This is a genomic window from Paraburkholderia aromaticivorans, assembly GCF_012689525.1.
Taxonomy (GTDB): Bacteria; Pseudomonadota; Gammaproteobacteria; order Burkholderiales; family Burkholderiaceae; genus Paraburkholderia; species Paraburkholderia aromaticivorans_A.
This window is the reverse complement of the sequence record NZ_CP051514.1, coordinates 2,453,307-2,477,183: the sequence shown is the minus strand read 5'-3', so window position 1 is coordinate 2,477,183 and position 23,877 is coordinate 2,453,307. Positions and strand designations below refer to the sequence as shown.

The 23,877-nt window shown below is 56.2% G+C and carries 19 protein-coding genes and 5 pseudogenes; 7 read left to right on the top strand and 17 right to left on the bottom strand.

The window, feature by feature from the left end:
• Positions 1-5: 5 nt before the first annotated feature.
• Positions 6-494: pseudogene (locus tag HF916_RS11695) on the top strand (IS6 family transposase); the annotation flags it as partial.
• A 1,001-nt stretch (positions 495-1,495) separates the two neighbouring features.
• Here the strand turns inward: HF916_RS11695 and HF916_RS11690 are convergent.
• On the bottom strand, positions 1,496-2,473 hold the full coding sequence (locus tag HF916_RS11690) for an IS5 family transposase (RefSeq protein ID WP_168787361.1): 978 nt from the start codon (positions 2,471-2,473) through the stop codon (positions 1,496-1,498).
• A 143-nt stretch (positions 2,474-2,616) separates the two neighbouring features.
• Here HF916_RS11690 and HF916_RS51475 point away from each other — a divergent pair, with 143 nt between their 5' ends.
• On the top strand, positions 2,617-2,739 hold the full coding sequence (locus HF916_RS51475; protein WP_277352260.1) for a hypothetical protein: 123 nt from the start codon (positions 2,617-2,619) through the stop codon (positions 2,737-2,739).
• A gap of 125 nt (positions 2,740-2,864) precedes the next feature.
• Here the strand turns inward: HF916_RS51475 and HF916_RS11685 are convergent, their stop codons facing one another.
• Complete coding sequence (locus HF916_RS11685) at positions 2,865-3,842, bottom strand: IS5 family transposase (RefSeq protein WP_168787361.1); 978 nt, start codon at positions 3,840-3,842, stop codon at positions 2,865-2,867.
• A 259-nt stretch (positions 3,843-4,101) separates the two neighbouring features.
• Between HF916_RS11685 and HF916_RS11680 the strand changes: the two genes are divergently transcribed.
• Together HF916_RS11680 and HF916_RS11675 are read left to right on the top strand one after the other, a co-directional pair.
• On the top strand, positions 4,102-4,464 hold the full coding sequence (locus tag HF916_RS11680; protein ID WP_168788918.1) for a TauD/TfdA family dioxygenase: 363 nt from the start codon (positions 4,102-4,104) through the stop codon (positions 4,462-4,464).
• A 310-nt stretch (positions 4,465-4,774) separates the two neighbouring features.
• Complete coding sequence (locus HF916_RS11675; RefSeq protein WP_240975258.1) at positions 4,775-6,298, top strand: MmgE/PrpD family protein; 1,524 nt, start codon at positions 4,775-4,777, stop codon at positions 6,296-6,298.
• Positions 6,299-6,938: 640 nt separating this feature from the next.
• Here the strand turns inward: HF916_RS11675 and HF916_RS11670 are convergent.
• From HF916_RS11670 to HF916_RS11630, 9 genes and pseudogenes are all read right to left on the bottom strand, one after another.
• Positions 6,939-7,019 (bottom strand): annotated as a pseudogene (locus HF916_RS11670) (IS6 family transposase); the annotation flags it as partial.
• A 220-nt stretch (positions 7,020-7,239) separates the two neighbouring features.
• A complete protein-coding gene (gene ltrA, locus HF916_RS11665) occupies positions 7,240-8,547 on the bottom strand; it encodes a group II intron reverse transcriptase/maturase (protein ID WP_168787617.1) in 1,308 nt (435 codons plus the stop codon).
• 1,332 nt (positions 8,548-9,879) lie between these two features.
• A pseudogene (locus tag HF916_RS11660) lies at positions 9,880-10,131 on the bottom strand (IS6 family transposase); the annotation flags it as partial.
• Positions 10,132-10,597: 466 nt separating this feature from the next.
• Positions 10,598-12,034: a DHA2 family efflux MFS transporter permease subunit gene (locus HF916_RS11655; protein ID WP_240975257.1), complete on the bottom strand. Its 1,437-nt coding sequence runs from the start codon at positions 12,032-12,034 to the stop codon at positions 10,598-10,600.
• A gap of 8 nt (positions 12,035-12,042) precedes the next feature.
• Positions 12,043-13,104 carry a DctP family TRAP transporter solute-binding subunit gene (locus tag HF916_RS11650; RefSeq protein ID WP_240975256.1) on the bottom strand — a complete coding sequence of 354 codons (1,062 nt, stop codon included), beginning with the start codon at positions 13,102-13,104 and terminating at the stop codon, positions 12,043-12,045.
• Positions 13,105-13,171: 67 nt separating this feature from the next.
• Positions 13,172-13,348 carry a hypothetical protein gene (locus tag HF916_RS11645; RefSeq protein WP_168788917.1) on the bottom strand — a complete coding sequence of 59 codons (177 nt, stop codon included), beginning with the start codon at positions 13,346-13,348 and terminating at the stop codon, positions 13,172-13,174.
• On the bottom strand, positions 13,345-13,815 hold the full coding sequence (locus HF916_RS11640) for a hypothetical protein (RefSeq protein WP_168788916.1): 471 nt from the start codon (positions 13,813-13,815) through the stop codon (positions 13,345-13,347). The genes HF916_RS11645 and HF916_RS11640 overlap by 4 nt, the downstream gene beginning before the upstream one ends.
• A 105-nt stretch (positions 13,816-13,920) precedes the next feature.
• Positions 13,921-14,409 carry a DoxX family membrane protein gene (locus HF916_RS11635; protein ID WP_240975255.1) on the bottom strand — a complete coding sequence of 163 codons (489 nt, stop codon included), beginning with the start codon at positions 14,407-14,409 and terminating at the stop codon, positions 13,921-13,923.
• Between the two features lie 40 nt (positions 14,410-14,449).
• Positions 14,450-14,974, bottom strand: coding sequence for a hypothetical protein (locus tag HF916_RS11630; RefSeq protein ID WP_168788915.1), 525 nt, complete (start codon positions 14,972-14,974; stop codon positions 14,450-14,452).
• 581 nt (positions 14,975-15,555) lie between these two features.
• Here HF916_RS11630 and HF916_RS11625 point away from each other — a divergent pair.
• Both HF916_RS11625 and HF916_RS11620 read left to right on the top strand, forming a co-directional pair.
• Positions 15,556-16,650, top strand: a complete 1,095-nt coding sequence (locus HF916_RS11625) for a porin (RefSeq protein ID WP_240975254.1) — start codon at positions 15,556-15,558, stop codon at positions 16,648-16,650.
• A 92-nt stretch (positions 16,651-16,742) separates the two neighbouring features.
• A protein-coding gene (locus tag HF916_RS11620) for an IS3 family transposase (RefSeq protein ID WP_168789116.1) occupies positions 16,743-18,106 on the top strand; the annotation gives its coding sequence in 2 pieces (ribosomal slippage) (positions 16,743-17,205 and positions 17,205-18,106; 1,365 coding nt in all).
• 805 nt (positions 18,107-18,911) lie between these two features.
• On the opposite strand, the pseudogene HF916_RS11615 reads toward HF916_RS11620, so the two are convergent.
• The 5 genes and pseudogenes from HF916_RS11615 to HF916_RS11600 all read right to left on the bottom strand — a co-directional run.
• A pseudogene (locus HF916_RS11615) lies at positions 18,912-19,358 on the bottom strand (IS6 family transposase); the annotation flags it as partial.
• 223 nt (positions 19,359-19,581) lie between these two features.
• Entirely contained in the window at positions 19,582-19,794 is a 213-nt protein-coding gene (locus HF916_RS11610) for a group II intron maturase-specific domain-containing protein (RefSeq protein ID WP_240975439.1), read from the bottom strand.
• 510 nt (positions 19,795-20,304) lie between these two features.
• Positions 20,305-20,568: pseudogene (locus tag HF916_RS49905) on the bottom strand (IS6 family transposase); the annotation flags it as partial.
• A 122-nt stretch (positions 20,569-20,690) separates the two neighbouring features.
• Positions 20,691-21,632, bottom strand: a complete 942-nt coding sequence (locus tag HF916_RS11605; RefSeq protein WP_168788914.1) for a helix-turn-helix domain-containing protein — start codon at positions 21,630-21,632, stop codon at positions 20,691-20,693.
• 5 nt (positions 21,633-21,637) lie between these two features.
• The gene (locus HF916_RS11600) at positions 21,638-22,672 is read right to left on the bottom strand and encodes an IS630 family transposase (protein ID WP_206001735.1); all 1,035 of its coding nucleotides are present in this window, start codon (positions 22,670-22,672) and stop codon (positions 21,638-21,640) included.
• 240 nt (positions 22,673-22,912) lie between these two features.
• On the opposite strand from HF916_RS11600, the gene HF916_RS11595 reads away from it, so the two are divergent.
• On the top strand, positions 22,913-23,611 hold the full coding sequence (locus HF916_RS11595) for an IS6 family transposase (protein WP_168788912.1): 699 nt from the start codon (positions 22,913-22,915) through the stop codon (positions 23,609-23,611).
• Positions 23,612-23,685: 74 nt separating this feature from the next.
• Here HF916_RS11595 and HF916_RS11590 read toward each other — a convergent pair whose 3' ends face one another.
• The gene (locus HF916_RS11590) at positions 23,686-23,874 is read right to left on the bottom strand and encodes a hypothetical protein (RefSeq protein WP_168788911.1); all 189 of its coding nucleotides are present in this window, start codon (positions 23,872-23,874) and stop codon (positions 23,686-23,688) included.
• Positions 23,875-23,877 lie beyond the last annotated feature (3 nt).

Sequence of the window (23,877 nt, the reverse complement as noted above, 5' to 3'; positions counted from 1 at the left end):
GCGGGATGAAGAACAGCAAATCACCTTACTACGGTTTCCGTTTCCCGGCATCGGTCATCAGCTGCGCAGTACGGTGGTACCACACGCTTCAACCTGGGCCTGCGGGCCACGAGGAATTACTACTCGAGCGCGGCGTAAGTGTCACATACGAATCGGTGCGCAACTGGTGCGACCGGTTCGATTCGCAGTTTGCGCGTTGCGCGAAGGGCGTGCGTGGCAGGGCGGGTTCGACCTGGCACCTCGATGAAGTGTTCGTGAAGCTGCGCGGCAAGCCGTACGTGCTGTGGCGCGCGGTGGACGAACACGGCACCGAACTTGACGTGCTGTTACAAAAGCGGTGCGACAAGGCTGCGGCCAAACACTTCTTCAGGAAGGTATTGCGCTCACACCCGGTGCCCCGAACGATCGTCACCGATCAACTGCATAGCTATCCGGCAGCAAAGGCGGAGGTCCCCAAACTGGCCGGCGTGAAACATGCATTCGTGAAAGCGTCTTGGGGCGATCCCGGAACTGTCGCCCCACTCACTGTCACTGCCAGGCGGCCGTTGGATTCTTCGTTCACAAGGTCCGCAAATTTGATCATGCCGCGCACTGTCGGTTGATCCGAGTTCAGGTGCGGCCGGTATTCCATGATCGTGAGCGTTTGTACCGGTTTAGCATGCGCCCATATCGGCTGCGCAATCAGAAGCGTTCCGAACAGCGCTCCGATAACGTCATGGCAAACTTGGTTCAGCGACCAGCCTGATTTGAACCGTGCAAATCGCTTCATCATGTTTCCAGCATCCTTCTAGACGATGAAGTGAGGGCGTAGATGAGCTGTGGACGGCGCATCTATCCAATTATCGCTCTGACAACCCGGCCCGGAACATCATCGCCAAAGTAATGATCCCGGCGCCCAGGGGCGGACTATAATTTCGGAAGCGCACAGCGCCGCGCATGGCATGACTGTCGCCACGGAATGCCCCCTCATCGAAGAAGCGCTCGTTCGGCCGTCAGATGACCATCGATGAGGGCGGGCGCCGTGACGGAATGCCACGTGCGGTCCTTGATGAGGTCGGACAGCGCGGCATTCACGGGGCAGTTGGCGTTACAAGATCGGGACCTTCTTGAATCTCAGCGCCCATCATTGTTTGTATTCATTTTAGCCTACAAAGACCACTTTCAACGCGTCTGAAGTGAAGATCGGGGATTCCCCTATTTCCGTCCGTGGCGAACCGGTGCACGATTGCCGCCTATATTGCCTACACTTATTGCATACCAAACCGCCGTCTAAAATGAATATAACGCAAGGAAGATCAGATTTTGGTTAGCTGGGTGAGTGTCCCTAAGTGGATTGAATAGGATGGATTTTTTATCTAAGGCTACGCTGAAGAAGCCAGCGTTTTCGCCAACAGCTTGTCGCTGAATTTCGGAATGCGAGATCAGCGACCCGACTGGTTCGATTTTCTGGCCCTGAAGGGCCTTGCAAGCGGGTCTCTCGACCCACTTTGGCTACTCATGGACGCAGCTGTGCCATCAGCCGCGTGCGGCTCATGTAGATGTTGGCCAGCGCGAGTGTGGTAAAGGCGCGCGTGGCGTTCTTCGCGAGGCCGCGATAGCGCACCTTGCCGAACCCCCACAGCCGCTTGACCACCGCAAAGACGTGTTCGACCCGGGCACGAATCTTCGACTTGCTGCGGTTTTTCGAGCGCCTGGCTTCATCGACTTCACCACTGCGATTGCGCACACGCTGGTTGGTGAAGTCCTTGGCTTTCGGCGCCTTGCTGGCGATGAGTTCCTTCTGGCTCGCATAGGCGCTGTCACCGTACACACGCTGCTCGCCGCCATGCAGCAGCGCCGGCAGCGGATGCTTGTCGTGCACGTTCGCCGCTGTCACTACCGCGCTGTGTGCCAGACCCGTCTGGCTATCCACACCGATGTGCAACTTCATGCCGAAGTACCACTGCTGGCCCTTCCTCGTCTGATGCATTTCGGGATCTCGCGCCTTGTCCGCATTCTTTGTGGAACTCGGCGCACCGATGATGGTGGCATCCACGATGGTGCCGCTGCCTACCTTCAGTCCGCGCCCTTGCAGTACCTCGCCGACCTTGGCGAACAATTGCTCGCCGAGCTTGTTGCGCTCCAGCAGCCGCCGGAACTTCAAGAGCGTCGTACCATCAGGAACGCGCTCGCGCCCCAGGTCAATGCCGACGAATCGCCGCAATGCGGTGCTATCCAGCAGCGCTTCCTCGCAGGCTTCATCGGCCAGGTTGAACCAGTGCTGCAGAAAGTGCATGCGCAGCATGCGCTCCAGACCCACTGGCGGGCGACCGCCCTGACCCTTCGGATAGTACGGCTCGACAACCTCGCACAACTGCGCCCACGGCACGATCTGCTCCATCGTCTCAAGGAACACATCGCGTTTGGTTGGCCGACGGTACTGTTCAAATCCGGCGCCTTGATCGGCCGCCATCGCAAGGGTCTGTTGTTTCATGCACATCTAACGATTGAGCGACCAATGCCGTTGACCTTTTTCAGCGTAGCCCTAATTCGATCGATGCGCTATCCAGACGCTCACTTTGTAATTCAGTGCTCTTAGAAGGCACCAAAAAGTAAACGTAATCAGGATACCTTTGCATGAAGAAGTTAGTCTATGCGGCACTTTGCGCGGCAACGCTTTTCTCGGGCGCAAACTATTCTTATGCCCAATCCAGTGTGACCTTGTATGGCGTCGTCGATGACAGCCTAAGGCTACGCTGAAGAAGCCAGCGTTTTCGCCAACAGCTTGTCGCTGAATTTCGGAATGCGAGATCAGCGACCCGACTGGTTCGATTTTCTGGCCCTGAAGGGCCTTGCAAGCGGGTCTCTCGACCCACTTTGGCTACTCATGGACGCAGCTGTGCCATCAGCCGCGTGCGGCTCATGTAGATGTTGGCCAGCGCGAGTGTGGTAAAGGCGCGCGTGGCGTTCTTCGCGAGGCCGCGATAGCGCACCTTGCCGAACCCCCACAGCCGCTTGACCACCGCAAAGACGTGTTCGACCCGGGCACGAATCTTCGACTTGCTGCGGTTTTTCGAGCGCCTGGCTTCATCGACTTCACCACTGCGATTGCGCACACGCTGGTTGGTGAAGTCCTTGGCTTTCGGCGCCTTGCTGGCGATGAGTTCCTTCTGGCTCGCATAGGCGCTGTCACCGTACACACGCTGCTCGCCGCCATGCAGCAGCGCCGGCAGCGGATGCTTGTCGTGCACGTTCGCCGCTGTCACTACCGCGCTGTGTGCCAGACCCGTCTGGCTATCCACACCGATGTGCAACTTCATGCCGAAGTACCACTGCTGGCCCTTCCTCGTCTGATGCATTTCGGGATCTCGCGCCTTGTCCGCATTCTTTGTGGAACTCGGCGCACCGATGATGGTGGCATCCACGATGGTGCCGCTGCCTACCTTCAGTCCGCGCCCTTGCAGTACCTCGCCGACCTTGGCGAACAATTGCTCGCCGAGCTTGTTGCGCTCCAGCAGCCGCCGGAACTTCAAGAGCGTCGTACCATCAGGAACGCGCTCGCGCCCCAGGTCAATGCCGACGAATCGCCGCAATGCGGTGCTATCCAGCAGCGCTTCCTCGCAGGCTTCATCGGCCAGGTTGAACCAGTGCTGCAGAAAGTGCATGCGCAGCATGCGCTCCAGACCCACTGGCGGGCGACCGCCCTGACCCTTCGGATAGTACGGCTCGACAACCTCGCACAACTGCGCCCACGGCACGATCTGCTCCATCGTCTCAAGGAACACATCGCGTTTGGTTGGCCGACGGTACTGTTCAAATCCGGCGCCTTGATCGGCCGCCATCGCAAGGGTCTGTTGTTTCATGCACATCTAACGATTGAGCGACCAATGCCGTTGACCTTTTTCAGCGTAGCCCTAAGCTACAACTCGAATTCCAAGGGGCACGCGATTTGGTCCCTCGCAAGCCAAAAGCGTTCGCCGAACTTTTGGGGTATGACGGGAACCGAGGACCTCGACAGCGGTTTGTCGGCGATCTTCAAGTATGAATCCGGTATCCAGTTGAATACCGCGTGGCTTCCAGTGAAGATCAACCTGGCCCAAAGGGATGCCGGGGGTTCAGGATTTGACGGACAAGCAGCGCGAGGCGATCGATCTGGTCACTCAACTTGCAGAAAGCGAGGAATTCGCAGTGTCGATGAAGTTCGAGCCGGGTGACATGCAATTCGTCAACAATTACGTATGCGTTCATGGCCGGACTGCCTTCGAGGACTACAAAGACGAGGGCTTGAAGCGCCACCTGTTCCGGCTTTGGCTCTCCATGCCAAACTCGCGAGAGCTACACGAAAGCCTAACGCCTACATATGGTGAGGTCCGCGCCGGTATGGTCCGCGGTGGAATCGGTGGCGAATGTGGTCTGAGAAAGTACCGGTCATATGAGGCTTTGGCGGACCAACAGGGTAAATTTCTTGACAATATGGATTCCTAAAGACGAGGCGTGACTGTAGAAATCTACGCTCCCGCCTCTCTCTTTTTTATTTCAGACGTTGGATGTTGAGGATGATATCAAAGTAGCCGGTTTGGCAAATTAAAACCTTGCATGGCTCCGCGTACCTGACGCTGCTGGTCATACCTGCGATGCCGGCATCTTGAGCCTGAATCAGGGGGCTAAATCTGCCGTTTATCGTCCGTAATGATCGAGAGGGCGGATATGCTGCTCAGCAGCCCGTTCGGCCCGGTCGAGTTGTGACTCTGAAGACGCAAGATCAATGGTTGAACTAGTCCTTTTAGGAGATGAAATGGCCAAATTAAATCGCAGATCGTTTATCCAGACCTCAATGGCATCAGTCGGCGGATTGATGCTGACTCCGGCGTCCGCTCATGCTGATGGGACGTTGGCACAGAAGTCCCCAGGACAGGAGTCCCCTGTGCCGGATGACATTGTTGTACTTGCAGATTATTGTTTAAAGACCGCCTACGACAACCTACCGAGTGCGGTGGTTGCCATAACAAAGAATCAGATTCTGGACACGGTGGGCGCGGCTCTAGCGGGCACCAATGAGCCCGGAGCCAAAGAGATACGCGAGTTCACCATCGATATGGCCGGCAAGCGCGAAGCCGCAATCTGGGGTACCAATATTCAGGTGCCCGCCCAAGATGCTGCTCGCGTCAATGCAATCATGGCTGACGCTCTCGACTATGACGATACCTATGAGCGGTCTTTCCTGCACCCCTCAGTCATCACGGTTCCCGCCGCATTGGCCGTAACTGATATGCTCGGCAATGTCAGCGGCAAGGATCTAATTGCGGCTACGGCTTTGGGCGTGGACCTTGCCTGTCGTTTGGCCAATTCGGCACAGCCTGGCGTCGATGCATTCATTGTCGGCTGGCACAACACCAGCCTCTATGGCTATTTTGCTTCGACTTTTGTCGCAGGTAAGCTGATGGGGTTGACGCGTGATCAGATGGTATCCGCACTGGGCATTGCATTTCACCAAGCTTCGGGTAATTCCCAGGCACATTTGGACGGTGCATTGACGAAGCGTATGGGCGCTGGCTTCGCTTCCTATGCCGGCGTAATGGCTGCGCGTCTATCAAAGCGTGGCGTCCAGGGCGCCAAAAATATTCTCGAAGGTCCCCGTGGTTTTTATTATCAGTATCACGGTAATAAGTATTCGCGCGATTTCCTCTTCGAGGGACTGGGAAGTACCTTTGCCGCGACTGATGTCTCGTTCAAACCATGGCCGTCGTGCCGTGGTAGTCATACGGCGGTGGATGCTGCACTGACTATGTTCGCCGAGAACAAAATTGAAACATCCGATGTGGAAAGCATCACCATCTACAATGGGCCGGGCGAGTATCCGCTGCTCGATAGTCCGTTGAGCAAAAAGCAGAACCTCACGTCTGTCGTGGACGCACAATTCAGCAATCCTTGGATTGTGACGTGCGCGTTGGTGGACCATAAGGTGGGATTCGAACATTTCACTACGACGGCAATCAAGCGCCCTGATCTCTTGGCTATGGTCAAACGCATTAACACGGTGGAAGATCAGAGCTTAGAACGTCCGGGCGGTGGACCTGGTGCCACGCGCCTTGAAGTTCACCTGAAGGACGGCCGGACGTTCACCAAGACGTCGGCCTATGCCAAAGGCGGACCCAAGAATCCAATGTCGCCCATCGAGTTCCGTCAGAAATTCCTCGATTGCACGGAAAAGGCGGGAATGAGTAGTGCACAGGCCCAAGCGCTGATGGTCGATATCCAACAACTGGAGACCCTGCCCAACGCTAAAAAGTTGACCACAGCCATGGTCTTGAAACCCTGATTCCCCACAAAATTCTGTAGGCGGATTTACTAATCCGCCCCAAAACCACTGTCGTAACGGAGCGGGGTTTCTTACTACTGCGAGCTGGTATCAAGTCGACAGTCGAAAGGCAACCACCATCGGCTTCTGGTCGCGGCCAATTTTCTGCAGTTTGCCTGCTTTTGCGGAACGTACCCAGCAACGTCTAGAGCGAAACCGACAGCCGGCGTGCCACTTCCGAAACACCGACGCGGTCAATGCCAGCCTGGCAGCCGCATCACAAAACCCTCTCGTGTTAGAGCGCCATGGAATCCAAATCATTCATACCTGCGTTTCACGATTTCACGAAACGTTGGCCATCCGCTTTTTTCTGCCGATCTCAAGGCGTTATCGGGCGCTCGTCACATGCATGACGGATGGGTTCCGACCGCGTTAGATGCCGCGCGCCGCGAGCACCGCCATCAGCCCTTCCAGCACGATGGAGCGACCCTTGTCGCAGGTCTCGAGCGGTAGCTTACGATTCTTCGTAGCGAGGGCCTCGACCAGATGCACTTCGATGCGCTCGTCGAGATGCGCTCCCTGGCGGGTACCGTCCCGGGCTCGCCGTTGTGTCTGATTTCTTAAAGTACCGGCGTGCCGCAACCTTGTCCCGGTGGGCTCACAACAGGAAATCGACGGTGGCGCCGTCCTTATCCATGGCCCGGCCCAGGTATCGCCACTGGCCGTTGATCTTGAGTAGAGTAAGAGACAGGGCGTAGTCGAACTATTTCCCTGCCTCTCCTCCCCGGTAGGGTCGAGAACTGGCGCGCGCACGGTAGGTCCCGGTGGCTTCTCCCTCGCTTTCGCGGTGGGCCTCAATCCGGTTGCCATGGTCACGTTTCCAGCTCCCGCCACGTCAAACGCAGCAGGCGGTTTTCCCGCACTACGCTTTCCTGCCTGCTTCATGTCAAGGTTTATGGGACCTATCGTGCTGGGGACGCTTTCGACGACGACCGTTGACGAACCCGATAGCCATTGAACAGCTTCAGTTCTTCATACAGCCAGCGCCTACTCCACCTCTTCCAACCGAAGCCCCGTCGATTCCGGGATCGACCCATGTGGCGGCGAATCTTCTTTTCCACCCAGTCTTTGATGAAGCTGAAGCACTCGCTGGAATGTCCTACAGCGAAGTAATTCACCCAGCCGCGTAACACCGGATTGATCAGTTCTACCACCCGATCTACCGGCTGCGACTGGTATCGCCGGAACACCTCTTTGAGCTTACGCAATAATGCCGTCCGCTTCTTCAGCTTGGGCGTGTAGTGCGCTCGCCACACGTGCTTCTTTACGCTGCGGAGTCGACGAAAGTCGAATCCCAGAAAGCCGAAGCTCTCTGCGCGGTCCAGATCCACAGTGCGGCTCTTCTCTTCATTTACTTCGACCTGCAGCTTGGCAAACTCTTCCCGAAGTCGCGTGGTCACCGCCCTCAGCAGCCACGCATGCCGCGGATGGGCATCGATCAGCACCACCAGATCGTCAGCGAATCGGGCATACTCGACGTAGGTGTACTTCCCGTTGCGCGTGGCTTCTTTCGCCCGCTCCAGCATACGGTCTACCTCAGTGAGATAGATGTTACTGAGCAACGGTGAAATCACCCCGCCTTGCGGAACGCCTTGTTTGCCCGACGCCGTCAGCATCAGCTTCAGCAGATGCATTACGTCGTCGTCATTGACCCGACGCGCAACCTTTCCAAGCAGTATGTGATGCCGAACTGTGTCAAAGTAAGCGCGTAAATCCAGATCTATGACGCGGGTCTTCCACTGAACAATTGCCGTCGCCACCCGATGCACCGCTTCATGCGCGGTACGCCTGGGGCGATAACCGTACGACCCCGGCTGGAAGTCTGCCTCGAAGATCGGCTCCAATATGAGCTTGAGCGCGCCTTGAACCACCCGGTCACGGATAGCCGGAATCGAAAGGACACGGACCTTGCCCCCGTCCTTCGGTATCTCCTGCCGCCGCGCCCGTAACGGCACGTAGGTCCGCCCGATCAGTTCGCCCTGTATCTGCTCAAGAAACGCCTCCACGCCCTGCGCCTCGATGGCCTCGAACGTCACCCCGTCGATACCCGGAGCGCCGTTGTTCTTTCTGGCCAGCGCATACGCCTCGCGCAGTGCGTCCATCTTGCAGACATGGACGTACAACCCCCAGAAACGCCAGGACGGTTCAGCCTTCGCCTTGACGTATATTCCCCGCCTCAGGTCCTGCAAACTGCTGGACGCCTTTGTCATTTCGTCCTTGCCTCCCATGTTGTCGAGGAAACTACAAACAGCAGGGCCCCTTCGCTCCACCAGCGTTACCCGGCTTCACAGCTACTACGGACCCATCCGCCACCCTCTCGCCTTCAGCCCACTTCCCGGGTTCGCCGGTTATAGGACCTACCTTGCTCCGGCGATTTCGCGCCGGGGCGAGGAGGGCTTCTCCAGTTGCTTAGCATGTCCTTGTCATCGTGCCGTCGCTTCCACCCCGCCGAAGTGGAATAGCCGTATCGGTCAGATTTCGGCTACCCATGCTGCCTTCACCCTCACGGTTGCGGGCTCGGCCCTCGGAGATTTTCATTTTCGAGGCCACATCTACGTTCACTTTTGTTACGGCCCGATGACTCGCGCATTCCCCAAGGAAATGCCTGTCGATAGGCTTCAAGGTCTTGGTTTCCCGCCACCCTGCTATCCAAGCTACGGGGCTTCTGACTTCTACCCCGGCAGGTCTATCCCCTGCTGAACACGCCAGCCTTAGCTGGACGCACATCCGGACGTGCACCTCTCAGCGCATCCGGCTCTCCATCCAAACGCCGCTCAAAGCGGAAAGCGAAGACAATCTACCGCTGGAGCCAGCGAGCATCCGTTGATCTCCACGCGGCATCTCATCAGTTTGCTTTGCATTTCACTGATTATCAAAGGTCTTCACCTCACTACGGTCAGTTAATCTGCCAGGCAAACCACTCGGACTGCCTCCCTTCGCCATGTGGCCGGCTTTCCCGGTCGCGGATTACTACGGAGGCTCCGCCAGCTTGCACATCATTGGGGGCACACTCCCTTAACATCTGTGCAAGCCTTCCCCAGTTCACATGCTGGACTCAATCGCACGGGCGAGGTTGCCTGTCGCAGTCTTTATCCTTGCTTTCCGCAAGTCGTCGCAGATATCACGGTCTAGCTGCGCGCTCTCCGTGATGCCCTGCTGGCCGGCTTGCATCTCCGGCCAGCATTCGCGGCGTCGGTCCGTACATGTGACCAACGCCGATCCGCGTCCTGCCTGTTAAGCGGTGTAGGCAGGGGTGACGATTCAACCCTCAGATGCGTTCAAACAGGTTCGTGTCCCTCAACCGTCCCATGCTCAGCCTGGAAGCTCATCTCGGCGTAACCGCTTCGCCTCAAGCTGCGTTTCCCACGGACTTCGTCACGTTGCCAGTGTCGGCAAGTCACCGCCGCTTCGGCTCACTTCCTCTCGCAGCAGAGAAAGGGCATGCCCCGGTACCGCAACATCAACTCCACCGGGTCTTGCATTCCAAGCATGCTCAAGCAACTTCACCCCCATGCGGGCGGGCTTCGTTGGCTGGGCGTACTATACGTTTCGTCCATGCACCAGCTCTTGCCCACCGGGCGTTTGCGTCGCCGAAAGAGCTTCTCCATCACCGGCAGCAACTTCACTGCCCATCGGTGCACGGTTGAATGGTCGACCGAAATGCCGCGCTCCGACATCATCTCTTCGAGATCTCGCAGGCCCAGCGGATAAGCCACGTACCAGCGCACGCACAGCAGCATCACGTCCAGCGGATAATGCAAGCGCTTGAGCACCCGCCCGAGCGCTGCATTCATCCCGTTGATCATCGTCCCTGTCGCCTCTGCTTTCATGACCTCAGCATATCAGATCGTCTTGTTGCGACAGAACCGCACAGACTTCCCCCAAACCGACCAGCGGTGGGTCCGACACGTCTGCCTATCGCGAGACAGCGCCGGCAATATCAGTGTTTCGACGCAAGCGGTACGTGCGGCGACGACCTAAAGTATCGCTGCGACAGAAAAATCCCCGTCGTGAACGGCGCCCCAGCAGTTGGACTTTGCCTAACTTCATGTGGTCAGTCCGTCGTGACGGGAATTCCTCTTTTTAAGCGATTAGGTCCGAGGTGATCCTCCGCAACGTCAACTCGACTATCCGATGGGGCCGAGTATGAAGCATGGGAAGTGACTGTAGCGTCGTCGCCACCAAAATGCTCGGCTAAATCCCGTCCGTAATCGTTGCTGACTGACGGTGCATTTCCCTTATTCATCGTTTTATCCTCGATTATCGCAGCTCAGCACCTTCATCAGCCGGAAGACGGATGAACGCGGCCGCTGACAGACAGCTCAAGGCTCCGACGATAAAGAACGTCATCGGAAAATCGCTCATCGTCAAATGTTCCTCGCTATGCCCGTGAGCCTGTGCGGTGATCGTCAGGCAGGAAGCACATAATGCGACACCAAAACTCATCGACGTCTGCTGCATCATAGTCGAAAGTGCTGTTGCCTTACTCATGATAGCCTTCGGAACACCCGAAAATCCGACCGTATTCATCGTGATCATACCAAGCGAGTTGACGATGCCCGCTATGAGGAGCACAGCACACATGAAGTAAATTGATGTTCCCGGCGAAAACAAACCATAGGCTGCAAATGAAGCACCCGACAATACGGTCGCTGTAATCATAAGAGGCTTAAACCCGAATTTATTAATGGCCCGCCGCATGATTGGGCGAATTCCAAAGGCACCAACCGAAAGCCAAGCACTCGTCAATCCGGATTGAATAGGCGTAAATCCTACCCCGACTTGCAAAAGCAGCGGAACGAAAATAGGAGACGAACCAACCGCTATTCGTAACGGCATACCACCGATATTTGTGATACTGAATGCTTTATATCGGAAAAGGCCGAGCGGAATGATCACGTCAGTACGATCTCGGCTATAGATCCAATAGGCGATCGACGCCACGATACCGATGCCCGTGACGCAAATTGTAGCGCTGAGAGGAACAAAATTGTGCCCGATAGTTTCCAGGCCGCAGATCACTCCAGAAAGCCCGATCGCCATCAGAACGCATCCTGTGAGGTCGAATCGTTCTGTTTTTTCTGATCGCGAATCCGGCACGAACTTTAGTGACAACAATATTCCCGCGACACCAAAAGGGATGTTGAGCAGGAATATCCAGCGCCATGACGCCAGCGTGACGATGAAGCCACCGACAAGTGGTCCCAGGACACGACCGATGGTCCCCGGCACGGTAAACCACACCATCGCCATTACCAACTGCGCAGGCGGGATGCTACGCAAGAGGATCAGCCGTCCGACCGGCACCATCATCGCGCCGCCGAGGCCTTGCAATATCCGGAACAGAACGATTTGGGTGATAGAGGTTGCGGCTCCGCACAGTGCCGACGCCAGCGAGAATATCGCGACTGCCGAACAGAAAACGCGGCGGGTACCGAAGCGATCCATGAGCCAGCCGCTCGCGGGCAGAAACAGCGCCAAACTCAAGAGATACGCGGTGATGGCAAAGTTGAGGTGAAGTATCTCAACGTTCAACGACGCAGCAATCGACGGAAGTGCCGTCCCCAGTATCGATGTATCGACAGCCTGCAAAAACATCGGCACAGCGACGATCATAGGAATCAGTCGCGTGTGCCGAGAGAACGACGCCAATTTGGCGCCTTGTTTTGCCCCGAGGCTTATATTTTTGTCAATCACCGAATTATCTAGCGCTTTGCTACCTGACGCCGGTAGATATCAAGAATTTTTGGATCGTAGTTGCGGAAGAATTGCTGCCTGACAGGCTCTGTCATCGCTTCCATCTTCGCAGTCTCTTCTGGCGAGAGGCTATAAACAATCATCCCTTGATGTGCAAGTGTGGCACTGTCCGTCTTCGCCTGTTCTCGAATCAGATCGCGTTCATAGCGTCCTGCTTCTACAGCCGCGTGTCGTAAAACATTTCGGTCCCGAACCGACAACCCCTGCCATACTGAGGAATTGACAACGACTGCAATCGCACTATAGGAATGATTCGTGACCGTCACGGCTGATTGAACATCATACAGGTGGCCGACCAAGATTTGTGAGTAAAAGTTGTCTTGAGCCTCCACTTGTCCTGACTTGAGAGCCTTATATAGCTCGGGATACGGAAGACCGATGACCTTGGCACCCAAAGCCTTAAACGTCTCGACGAATGCCGGTTCGGGAATTACACGAACTGGACGGTCCGTCAGATCATTAGCGTGTTTGAATGACCGCCCGGACGTCGTGATCTGGCGGAATCCATTTTCCCACCATGAGAGACCTACCAGTCCATGGCCCTGGAGACCCGACATCAATTTCTGCCCGAAGGGACCGTCCAGAAGTTCATGCGCTTGGCGATCGCTGTGGACCACGAACGGAAGGTCCATGATTTCGAATTCGGGTTCGACATGACGCAGTGCCGGTGTGACCAGCAGCATCATATCGGGGGCACCATGACCGCCGTTTTGCAACGTCTTGATCTGATCTTCGGGCGACCCCGGAACCGTCGCCCTACTCACTGTCACTGCCAAGTGTCCGTTGGATTCTTCGTTCACGAGTTCCGCGAACTTGATCATGCCGCGCACTGTCGGTTGATCCGAGTTCAGGTGCGACCGATATTCCATGATCGTGAGCGTTTGGACCGGTTGAGCATGCGCCCATATCGGCTGCGCAATCAGAAGCGTTCCGAACAGCGCTCCGATAACGTCATGGCAAATTTTGTTTAGTGACCAGCCTGATTTGAAACGTGCACATCGCTTCATCATGTTTCCAGCATCCCTCAAGGCGGTGAAATGAGCGTACAGATGCGCTGCGGACGGCGTATCAATCCAATTATCCTTCAGACAACGCCGCCCGGATCATCATCGCCAAAGTAATGATCCCGGCGCCTAGGGGCGGACCATAATCATAAAGACGCAGGTGGCGCACGAAGAAAATCGTCGAAGTAGAAATCACGATCAGCGTGACCGCCACTACGACTGCAAAAACCACAATGAAATCCTTTTTCATGACTCACTCCTCGGCTCAAGACCTTCGCGTTTCATCCCATCCCAAAACCAAAACGGCTTCGCTTTTATACGGCAAAAATTCGCGTAGTATCCGCCGTACGCCAGCAAGAGCGCGCCGTTCAGAAGCAACTCTTGAAGGCCGGTGAACAATTCACGCGGATCAGGCGAGACGAAAAGATTCAGAAAGACGATCGTTGCACTGATACCAGCCATGACGATCAGCGCCAGCGGCACCGCGATATCGAGTAGCAGCAACGTACCGAGTATAGTCTCAAGATACTTGACCATTTGATAGAAGCCCACGTCTGCCATCGCACCGATATAAGTGCCAACTTTCCCCGCGTGGCTGAAATCCGGCACGTATCGAAAAATTACGTAGTAAAGGCCTGACTCAAGATAGTGGAATGCGAAGTACAACCTCGCCCACATGACTAGGTATTTCCACGGTGATTCATGTGCCATCCTCATTGCGCTTTCCTTTGACGCAGATAAAAAGGGCTACGTCACCTATGCAACGTAGCCAACCCTCACTCGCGTACATCAGTTGCGAATTCGTATATCCGATATCCGGACTTACGCGACGTCCTGCTTGAAGATGTTCGGCAACCTCCTCCAGTCGGCGATACGGCCGATCGTCGGTTTGAACGTCATCATCGGAAAGTAGTACTTCATGTACCACACCATCAAAATCAGATTCATGTACAGACATCCGACGCCCATGTAAGGCGTGAACATCTTGTCGAAGCGTTGGTTCAACACGATCGCGTTGTACCAGACCACGAACGACACCGGCAGCAGCATCAGCAAGCCCACGGGCACAAAGCAGCCGGTAATCAGGCAAATACCGCCCACGATTTCGCAAGTCTTCACAATATGGAAGAAGTGCGTGTGAACCATCGTGACCAGCAGTTCGTTCGATGCGTGCAACGTGCCGAACGGTTGCGGGAAGATCGGCGCATGGCCCGTCGCCGCGAGCCAATAGCTTGTGCCGCTGACGCACATCCAGCCACCGAGATACAGGCGACAGAATAGGAGAATGACTTTGCCAACGAGTTGCGGCATCGTTTTCTGATCGTTATACATAATCTACACTCTTTATTGGTTATTCCGCAGATTTGGCCGGTGCTTCCGCCTTTGCCGGCGTAGCGACGCTCGTCTGTTCAACGCGATCGTGGCGGATGATCCAACCCGACCCGCTGATTTCGTAGACATCGACGACGTCTTGCGCAGGCTGACCGCGCGCGGCTCCGATCGTTTGGAAGACCGCGACGTCGTTACCTTCGACGATCAGTTTCTTCACCGTATGCGGGATCGGTTCGCCGTCTTGGTGATCGATTGTGTTCGGCGCGCTATCAACAGCCTTCTCTGCAAAGTATGTCTTGTATGCATCGACGCCCTTACCCTTTGCATAAGCTTCGTCCAAGAACTCCGTAACAATTTCATGCGGGAGCTTACCCGTGCCAGCGTGCCAGTGCCAACGCGGGTCTGAGTGGAGTCCGTGAGCGATCTGGAGAATGAACAAGACGCCCAGAAGCGCGGTGGCGACCCGTCCCTGCACACTGTCGAGCCACGCATCTGCACGCGTAGCACTGCTATTCGAGGAGAGATCCTCTTGGTTAACCGACATCCTGCCTCCTTGGGAGCATTTATGAAAAGAGGGACACGTAGCTCGCATTTTTGTATGCAATTTAGCCTACCGAATGGTATAGCACGCTGGCGAATCATGTAAACGCCGGGAAAACCCCCATTCGAATTCATGCCGGCTCATCTCGTGCGACCGGGGCTGTTCCGCCTCTGACTCTCGATGCTGAATTCCCGTGAACTGACGTGAGCCTGAAGCCGACGTATGGGAGGCGGGGCTGGCCAACTCTGTGCTGGCATCGGCAGTGAATGCGGGCTGCGCAAGTATTGCGAGTACGACCCTCTGGTAGATTGACCTTGTAAGAAATTGGAGGCGGGGAGTGTGGATCGCCACACTCCCGCCTTTTTCTGGATTTACTTCGGAATCCTACGTTAACTAGATGCATAAATAGCCCTGATACAGCATCTAGGGAATACCCGTGTGCACAACAGTTGTGAAATACCTGTCATTCGGTAGGCATAAAAGAATATTATTATGCATTCGTAACGTCGTGCCCGGACTGCTCTCCTGTTGCAGGGTGGTCCGTACTTTGCGAAAATAAATCCAATACGTAGGAGATACTTGAATTGCGTAAACTTCTTGTCAGCTGCGCTATTGCCGTAGCATTCGCGCCTGCGGCTCACGCGCAGAACAGCGTGACCCTGTATGGCGTTGCCGATACGTTTGTCGGCTACTTCGCTAACTCGACCGGTCAGCACGTCGTCAGCCTGAACAGCGGCGGTGGCGGTGGTTCACGCTGGGGCTTGCGCGGCAATGAAGACCTCGGTGGCGGTCTTTCCGCAATTTTCACCCTCGAAAGCGGCTTCAACATCAACAACGGCACGTCCGGCCAGGGCGGCCGTCTGTTCGGTCGCCGCGCCTATGTCGGCCTCGACAGCAAGCAATACGGTCAACTGATCGCCGGCCGTCTGCAGACGATGGGTTATGACTGGGGCGGCACGTTCGATCCGATGCTGCTCGCACCGGGATCGCCGCTGGGTTCGGTGGGCGGTGAAAACCCCCGTCCGTGGCTATACAACATGCTGCAAGACCCGGCACGCTCGGACAACACAATTCAATACTCGTCGCCTCAGTTCCACGGTTTGAGCGGCACCGCCACGTATTCGTGGGGGGACAACCAAGGCCTGCAAACTGCGCAGCATTTCCAGTTGGTCACCGTCCGTTATCAGAACGGTCCGCTGCTGACTGAATACGGTTTCGGCCACAGCTTGCAACCATCTGCTGCCGTTGCTCGTAACACGTACGAAAACGTGCTCGGCATCCGTTACAACCTGAACTTTATGGAACTGTACGCTACGGGTCAGATCCGTACGAACGATCCGGGCCGAATGGACAAGGGTTGGCAATTCGGTTTCACGGTGCCGACCGGCCCCGCTGGCACGATCCGCGTCTCGTATGGTGGCCTGAGCGATCAGAATATCGGTCCTGATGGCAAGCAGTTGACCACGAACAACTTCTACGGTAACTGGATCATCCGCTCGGCGGCTATCGGCTACACGTATTACGTCTCGAAATCGACAATGCTTTACGGCTTCTACAAGAAACTGTGGAACAGCGGCATCGCCAACCAAGCAGTCTATCCCCCGGGTGGTCTGGGTGCGCCGACTGGCCTGCACACCAACGTGACGGCAATCGGCTTGGGCATGGCAACGCGTTTCTAATAGCGCAGCTGTCCGAAGTATCAAAAAAGCACCTATCAAGATGAACTGCACCCCAAAAGTTGGACACCAATCCAACCTTTGGGGTGTTTTTCATGGCGAAGTACAGTGAGCAGTTAAAGCTGAAGCTGGTTAAGCAATACCTGGCTGGCGTCGCCGGTGCAGGTGTAATTGCACAGCGGTACGGTGTGGGTCCCTCTGTTTTGCGGCACTGGGTGGCGACTTACGAGCAGCATGGCCGTGATGGATTACGCAAGAAATTCAGTCACTACGACGCGCAGTTCAGGATGTCGGTCCTCACTCATATGTGGCGCAAGGATCTGTCGTGTCGGCAAGTGGCTGTGGTGTTCGACATTCGCAACCCCAGTTGTGTAGGGAAATGGGAACGCCGGTATCATGAGGGCGGTATGGATGCTCTGGCGCCCCGCCCACGAGGGCGCCCCAAAACAATGACCCACCCGACACCCGAACAGCCGACCGGAGAGAGTGCGCCGGATGAGCGCACACGTGAGCAGTTGCTCAAGGAAAACGAGTACCTGCGCGCGGAGGTGGCGTACCTAAAAAAGCTCGATGCCCTGCTTCAGGCGAAGAAGCAGGGCGCGCAAAAGAAAAAGCGCAAATAGTGCAGGAACTGCGGCAGCACCATGCGACGCTGGCCTTGCTCAAGGCTGCGGGTCTGGCGCGCAGCACGTTCTACTATCAGTTGAAGGTGATGGACGGCGTCGACCGGCACAAGGACCTCAAAGCCAGGATCAAGACGGTGTATGAGCGCCACAAGGGCCGTTATGGCTACCGGCGCATCACCCTTGAGATCCGGAAGGCGGGTCAGCTGGTCAACCACAAGACAGTGCAATGTCTGATGGGAAAACTGAACCTGAAATCGCTGGTGCGCGCGAAGAAATACCGCTCATGGCGCGGCGAAGTCGGGCGTATCGCACCGAATCTGCTGAACCGCGAGTTCAGCGCGTCGCAGCCCAATCAGAAATGGGTGACGGACGTGACGGAGTTCAACGTGCTCGGACAGAAACTGTATCTCTCGCCGATCATGGATCTGTATAACAACGAAATCGTGGCTTACCAGATGAACACGCGTCCGGTCTTTGAAATGGTGAACGGCATGCTCAGGAAAGCACTGGCGAAACTGGGAGACGAGGACAGGCCATTGCTGCATTCGGATCAGGGCTGGCAGTACCAGATGCGCGCTTATCGAAGGCTGCTGGATCAACACGGCCTGACGCAGAGTATGTCGCGCAGGGCAAACTGCTACGACAATGCGGCAATGGAAAGCTTCTTCGGCACGCTCAAATCCGAGTTCTTTCTTCTGAACAGGTTCGAGAGTATTGAGGCGTTAAAGGCGGGTATCAGACAGTACATCCGTTACTACAACCACAAACGCATCACGTTGAAACTGAACGGCCTGAGTCCTGTGATGTACAGGACCCAGGCCTGCCGGCCCTAGCCGAAAACTGTCCAACTTTGCGGGGTCAGTTCAAGATAGGTGCTTTTTCTTTTGTGCGCCCAGAATGGGCGCACTCCTGCGGGTGCAAGTCCCGCCATAAGCTGGTCATAGCGAATGAAGTGAAGCGCAAATGCATGAGGGCGACCGAGTGTGGGAAGGAAGCGCAGAGCGTAAATCGCGAGCCAATGAACAAGAACCGCAGAGAAGGCGCTGCCAAGACAGGGCAAGCAGCGCAAGCAGGCAAAACACCACAAAACTCTTGTGACCAAGGCAAAGTGGCGTAGATGAGGCGGTTGTGCGATGAAGGAGAGCGTTCTTACCTGGGATACTCGGCTTGCGCCTGAAAGGGCAACGGCGTCGAGCCGGAACGAGGAGTCAGCAGCGGCCATAGTAGTGAGCGGGGCAGCCGGTGAGGCTGAAACCGCGAACGAAGGGCCAAACGAAGAGAGGTGTTCAACGACATGCCGACGCAACAGGCCCGGTGTCAAATGCCCGCGCAAGCTGGCCGAGCGGTAGCGGCGCGCGGTGAAGCTGCGCGTGAAGCCGTGAGTGACGAAGTCTGCGACCCGCGGCGTGAAACGAGGACCACACAGGGTAGGCGCTGCTGGATGCGGTGCTGACTAGAGAGAACCCGTGGCAGGCGTTCAAAGAGGTGCGGGCCAACACGGGTGCGCCGGGAGTCGGTGGTCTAGACGTTGATCAGACTGCGCGGCATCTGGTGACGGCGTGGCCGGCCATACGCGAGCAACGGTTCTGTCGCAGTAAGGAAAAACAGGAAAAGTCGGGGTGAAACGAAGAGGAATGCTTATTTGGCAAGATCGTAGAACTGCTCGGCGACTGAACGATGCCGTCCACTGTCACACTTCATTTGCCCTTTTGCTATCATGTGCATGAGTTCGATACCGCCTAAAATGATGCGGGCACAACGAAAGCTCTGGAATCCTAGCATTGGTCGTACGATGCGTTTGATCGCTCGATGGTCCTGCTCCACCACGTTGTTCAGATACTTCGATTGTCGAATTTTGATCGGCACTTCGCGATCAGCATTGATCGCATTTAGCCCTGCAAGATTCGCCCCGCTCTTGTCGATCGTCACCGTCTCCGGTACGCCGTTTCCAGCGATCACCCTTCCGAAATAGCGCCGGGCGGCGGCCTTGTCCCGCTTGGCGCGGAACAGGAAGTCAACCGTGTCGCCGGCCTTATCGACGGCCCGATACAAGTATTTCCATTCGCCCTTGACCTTGAGTGGAGTAAGAGACAGGGCGTAGTCGAACTATTTCCCCGCCTCTCCTCCCCGGTAGGGTCGAGAACTGGCGCGCGCACCGGTAGGCGCCGGTGGTGATTCCACCGCTTTCGCGATGGCCGCAATCCGGCAACCGTAGTCACGTTTCCAGCTCCCGCCACGTCGAACGCAGCGGGCCGATTTCCGGCACTACGCTCTCCTGTGTGCTTCATGCCAAGATTTATGCGACCTATCAGGCTGGGCGCGCTTTCGGTGCGGCAGCACGACGAACACGATAGCCATCGAACAGCTTCAGTTCCTCATACAGCCAGCGCCTACTCCACCGCTTCCAGCCGAAGCCCCGCCGATTCCGGGAACGCCCCATATGGCGCCTGATCTTCTTTTCTACCCAGTCTTTGATGAAGCTGAAGCACTCGCTGGAATGTCCAACAGCGAAGTAATTCACCCAACCGCGTAACACCGGATTGATCAGCTCTACCACCCGATCTACCGGCTGCGACTGGTATCCTTGCTTTCCGCAAGTCGTCGCAGATATCACGGTCTAGCTGAGCGCTCTCCGTGATGCCCTGCTGGTCGGCTTACATCTCCGGCCAGTATTCGCGGCGTCGGTCCCTACATATAACCGACGCCGATCCGCGTCCTGCCTGTTAAGCGGTGTAGGCAGGGGTGACGATTCAACCCTCAGATGCGTTCAAACAGGTTCGTGTCCCTCAACCGTCCCATGCTCAGCCTGGAAGCTCATCTTGGCGTAACCGCTTCGCCTCAAGCTGCGTTTCCCACGGACTTCGTCACGTTGCCAGTGTCGGCAAGTCACCGCCGCTTCGGCTCACTTCCTCTCGCAGCAGAGAAAGGGCATGCCCCGGTACCGCAACATCAACTCCACCGGGTCTTGCATTCCAAACATGCTCAAGCAACTTCACCCCCATGCGGGCGGGTTATGTTGGCTGGGCGTACTATAGGTCTCGTCCATTCGCCAACTTCTGCCGACCCTCTGCTTTCGCGGTCCAAACGCCTTGCCGAGCACAGGCAGAAGCCTGATTGCCCAGCGGTGCACCGTCGAATGGTCGACCGACACTGCCCGCTCGGACATCATTTCTTCAAGATGACGTAGGCTCAATGGGTAGGCGACGTACCAACGTACGCATGTCAACATCACGTCCAGCGGGTAGTGCAGCCGTTTGAGGGCCTTGCTCACAGCGGCGTTCGGGGTCGTGATCATTCGTTACTTCGTTCGTCTCGGGACCGACCACCATAGCAGATCGGCTTACTGCGACAGAACCGTATCAAGTGCTACACAGAACACTTTAGTACGTGATCGGCATCATTCAATGAATTTTTAACTCAGGACTCTAGGTGGCGGTCCCCATTCGCACGATGAGCCGTCCGGTATTCCGTCGGCGTCTGCGATAAGCGCCTGCGAAAAACCCGCGAAATATGCTCGCCGCTGCCCATCCCGCACCGCCGTGCAATCTTATCGACTGGAAGAGTTGTCTCCTGGAGAAGCCGACAAACCATTTCGAAACGGACATCCAGAAGATATTCAGATGGAGTCTTGCCCGTTACGAGCTTGAAATGCCGCAGAAAAGTTCGCTCACTCGTTCCAGCCACCTCCGCCACTCGCGCAATTGAGATTGAACGCCTGCAATTCTTGCGAAGCCATTCCACCGCCGAATGAACTCTATCCGTCACGCTCACCTCATTGAGCGCGTCCTCATCGACACAGGACAGATCGAGGCTGGGCACAACCACATGCCGGTTAATTCGGTGTGCGATCTCCATACAAAGGTTCCCTGGAATAAAGGATAGTGCGGCGGCAAGCGAACTGCTCATACCGCAACCAACGATTGACTTCTTATTTCCCGAGGAACCTTGTTCCCGACGACATGATTCGAACCTGCCCCCCGCACCTGCCGAAGGGGGGTTGTAACCTGAAGCCGCGATGATCTCCCATCCCTGCTCGCTCCACTTCACCAGGTCCGCGTTCAAAAGCACTTTACGCAATGCCCGAAGATCCGCTGGGTCGATCGAGGCGGCATTCTCGGAGTCCCCACCAAAAACGAAGACCCCATCAAAACGCTCGAATAAGTGCTCGTCGATTGCGTCGGTCTTGATACGAACCGATAGCGAATTTGTAACGTAGCCTCCGCGCGAGGAAAGCATCGTGACTGAAGCACGATTGTCAATCGAGCGTGCAATGTCTGAAACCTGATTTACTTGCCGAAACACCTCAGCTACAAGACTAACGTCAAGCAGGGAGAAGCCGTCGCACAATACGATTGCCACATTACTCATAAGTCAGAAACATAGCGGACAGATGGATGTCTGAAGAAAGAGCGCACGAGTGTTGGGTCCCGTCCAATTTGAGCAAGCTGCTCGTGAATTCGCGGACCCAGCTTTTCGCCTTTTTGCAGAGGGCGTCGCGCAACGCCGGTGCGCTTGACGTGACTCCACACCAGCTCATCCGGATTGAGGTCAGGCGCGTAACCCGGCGGGAAATGCAAGCTCAGCTTGCCCTGGGTGCTGGCGACGTAGTCCTTGACGATAGCTTTCTTATGCGCCGGCAATCCGTCGACAATCAGATGGACCGGCTTCTTGCGATTGAACATCAACTTCCTGAGTAGCGTCACGAACAACTCACCGCTGAGGCCGCCTTCGTACGTTGCAAACCAGAAGGCCCCTTTCGAGTTAACGGCGGACGCCGCGCTCATGCTTTGCCTCTGGCCCGGGCGTTCAACGACTGGCGTTTCGCCGCGTTGCGCCCAAGTCCTGCCGTGCACCGAGTCGGCCCGAAACCCAGATTCGTCCCAGAAGAAGATGTCAGCACTTTCCTCGCGAGCCTGTCTGACAATGGCCGGATACGTGTCGCGCTGCCAGCGCTCGATCGCCTCCGGATCTCGCTGGTAAGCGCGCTGCAACGGCTTTTGTGGCGTCAGGTCCAAGCGCGCGAGCATCGCGCCGACCGATGCAAGGCTCAACGTGACACCGAACTCCCGCTGAACCAGTTCGCGAACCAGGTTGCGCGTCCACAGCCCGAATTCAAATCCATACTGCATTGGATTCTTGCCGTTGATCCAGCGTAGCACCTGCCGTTCCTGTGCTTGCGTAAGCTTGCGAGGGCGGCCCGTGCCTTTGGTCGAGAGCAGCACACGCACCCCCCGGCCGCGACCACGCGCCTGAGCCCGGATCTTATATGCCCAGGAACGATGCATCCCAAACGAGGCTGCAACGTCGTCCGGATGTTCTCCCTCAGCCATGCGCCGAACTGCCAGGATGCGCATCTCCTCTAGAGTGTTGTGAGTCAGGCCCCGGCCGTCTCGTTTCATGAGCGATCCTGTCAGTAACACTCGCTCAAGCATAGACTATATGTCCGCTAAATTTCTGACTTATGAGTAACTGCCGGCCTCGGCGCGTCGACCACTACACACTGATCCACTATTCCCCGCTGCCCCTTAGGGTTTATTTGTGTCTGCATAAACCGCACTCTCACCGGCAATTCATCTGGATCTGTCGCAGTAACGCGTCGGGTATCATGTGTCGTAACAATGCGAACGATCGGGCACTTGATGAAGACTCTGAATCCAGCCGTGGCACGGGTGCTCAAGCGTTTGCATTATCCCCTCGATGTCATCCTCACGTGCGTGCGCTGGTATGTGGCCTATCCGCTGAGTCTTCGACACCTGGAAGAGATGATGGCGGAGCGCGGAATTTCGGTCGACCATTCGACCGTGCACCGCTGGGCTATCAAGGTGTTGCCGGTTCTGGAGAAGGCGTTTCGCCGCCACAAGAAAACGGTCGGCCGGAGCTGGCGAATGGATGAGACGTATATCAAGGTCCGAGGCCAGTGGAAGTATTTGTATCGCGCAGTCGACAAGGAGGGCAACACTGTCGACTTTCTGCTGCGTGCCCATCGTGACAAGGCTGCGGCGCGTCGCTACTTCGAAAAGTCGATTGAACAAAACGGCGAACCCGAGACGGTGACAAACGATAAAAGCGGTGCGAACCTGGCCGCGCTGGATGCTCTTAACGCGGAGCGGGAAATACCGATCAAGATCCGCCAAAACAAGTATCTGAACAACGTTATAGAGCAAGATCACCGGGCGATAAAGCGGCGCACACGGCCCATGCTGGGCTTCAAGAATTTTCGTTGTGCCCGCATATTGCTGAGCGGCATCGAACTCATGCACATGATCGCCAAGGGTCAAATGGAGGAGCGAGGAATTGGATGCACTCGTGCCGAGCAGTTCCACCTCCTCGCTGCATAAATAATCCTTACCATAACGATGCATGTTTCGTCATCTCGCCCTTATCGCGACAAAACCTTTTTAACTATGGTGACTCAGGCTTCGCCCTTGATCTTGTCGCGGATGAGCACGAAGATGAAAAGCAGCCAGGAAATGCCGAGACCAAAGTAGTCGAAGTTGCGCAGCGGACGGTAGTCCGCCCAACCCCAACCCGTCGAGCCGTCGATGGCCAGCAGCGTCAGAGCGATACAGATGGCGGTTGCGATCCAGGTATTCTTTTTCATGCG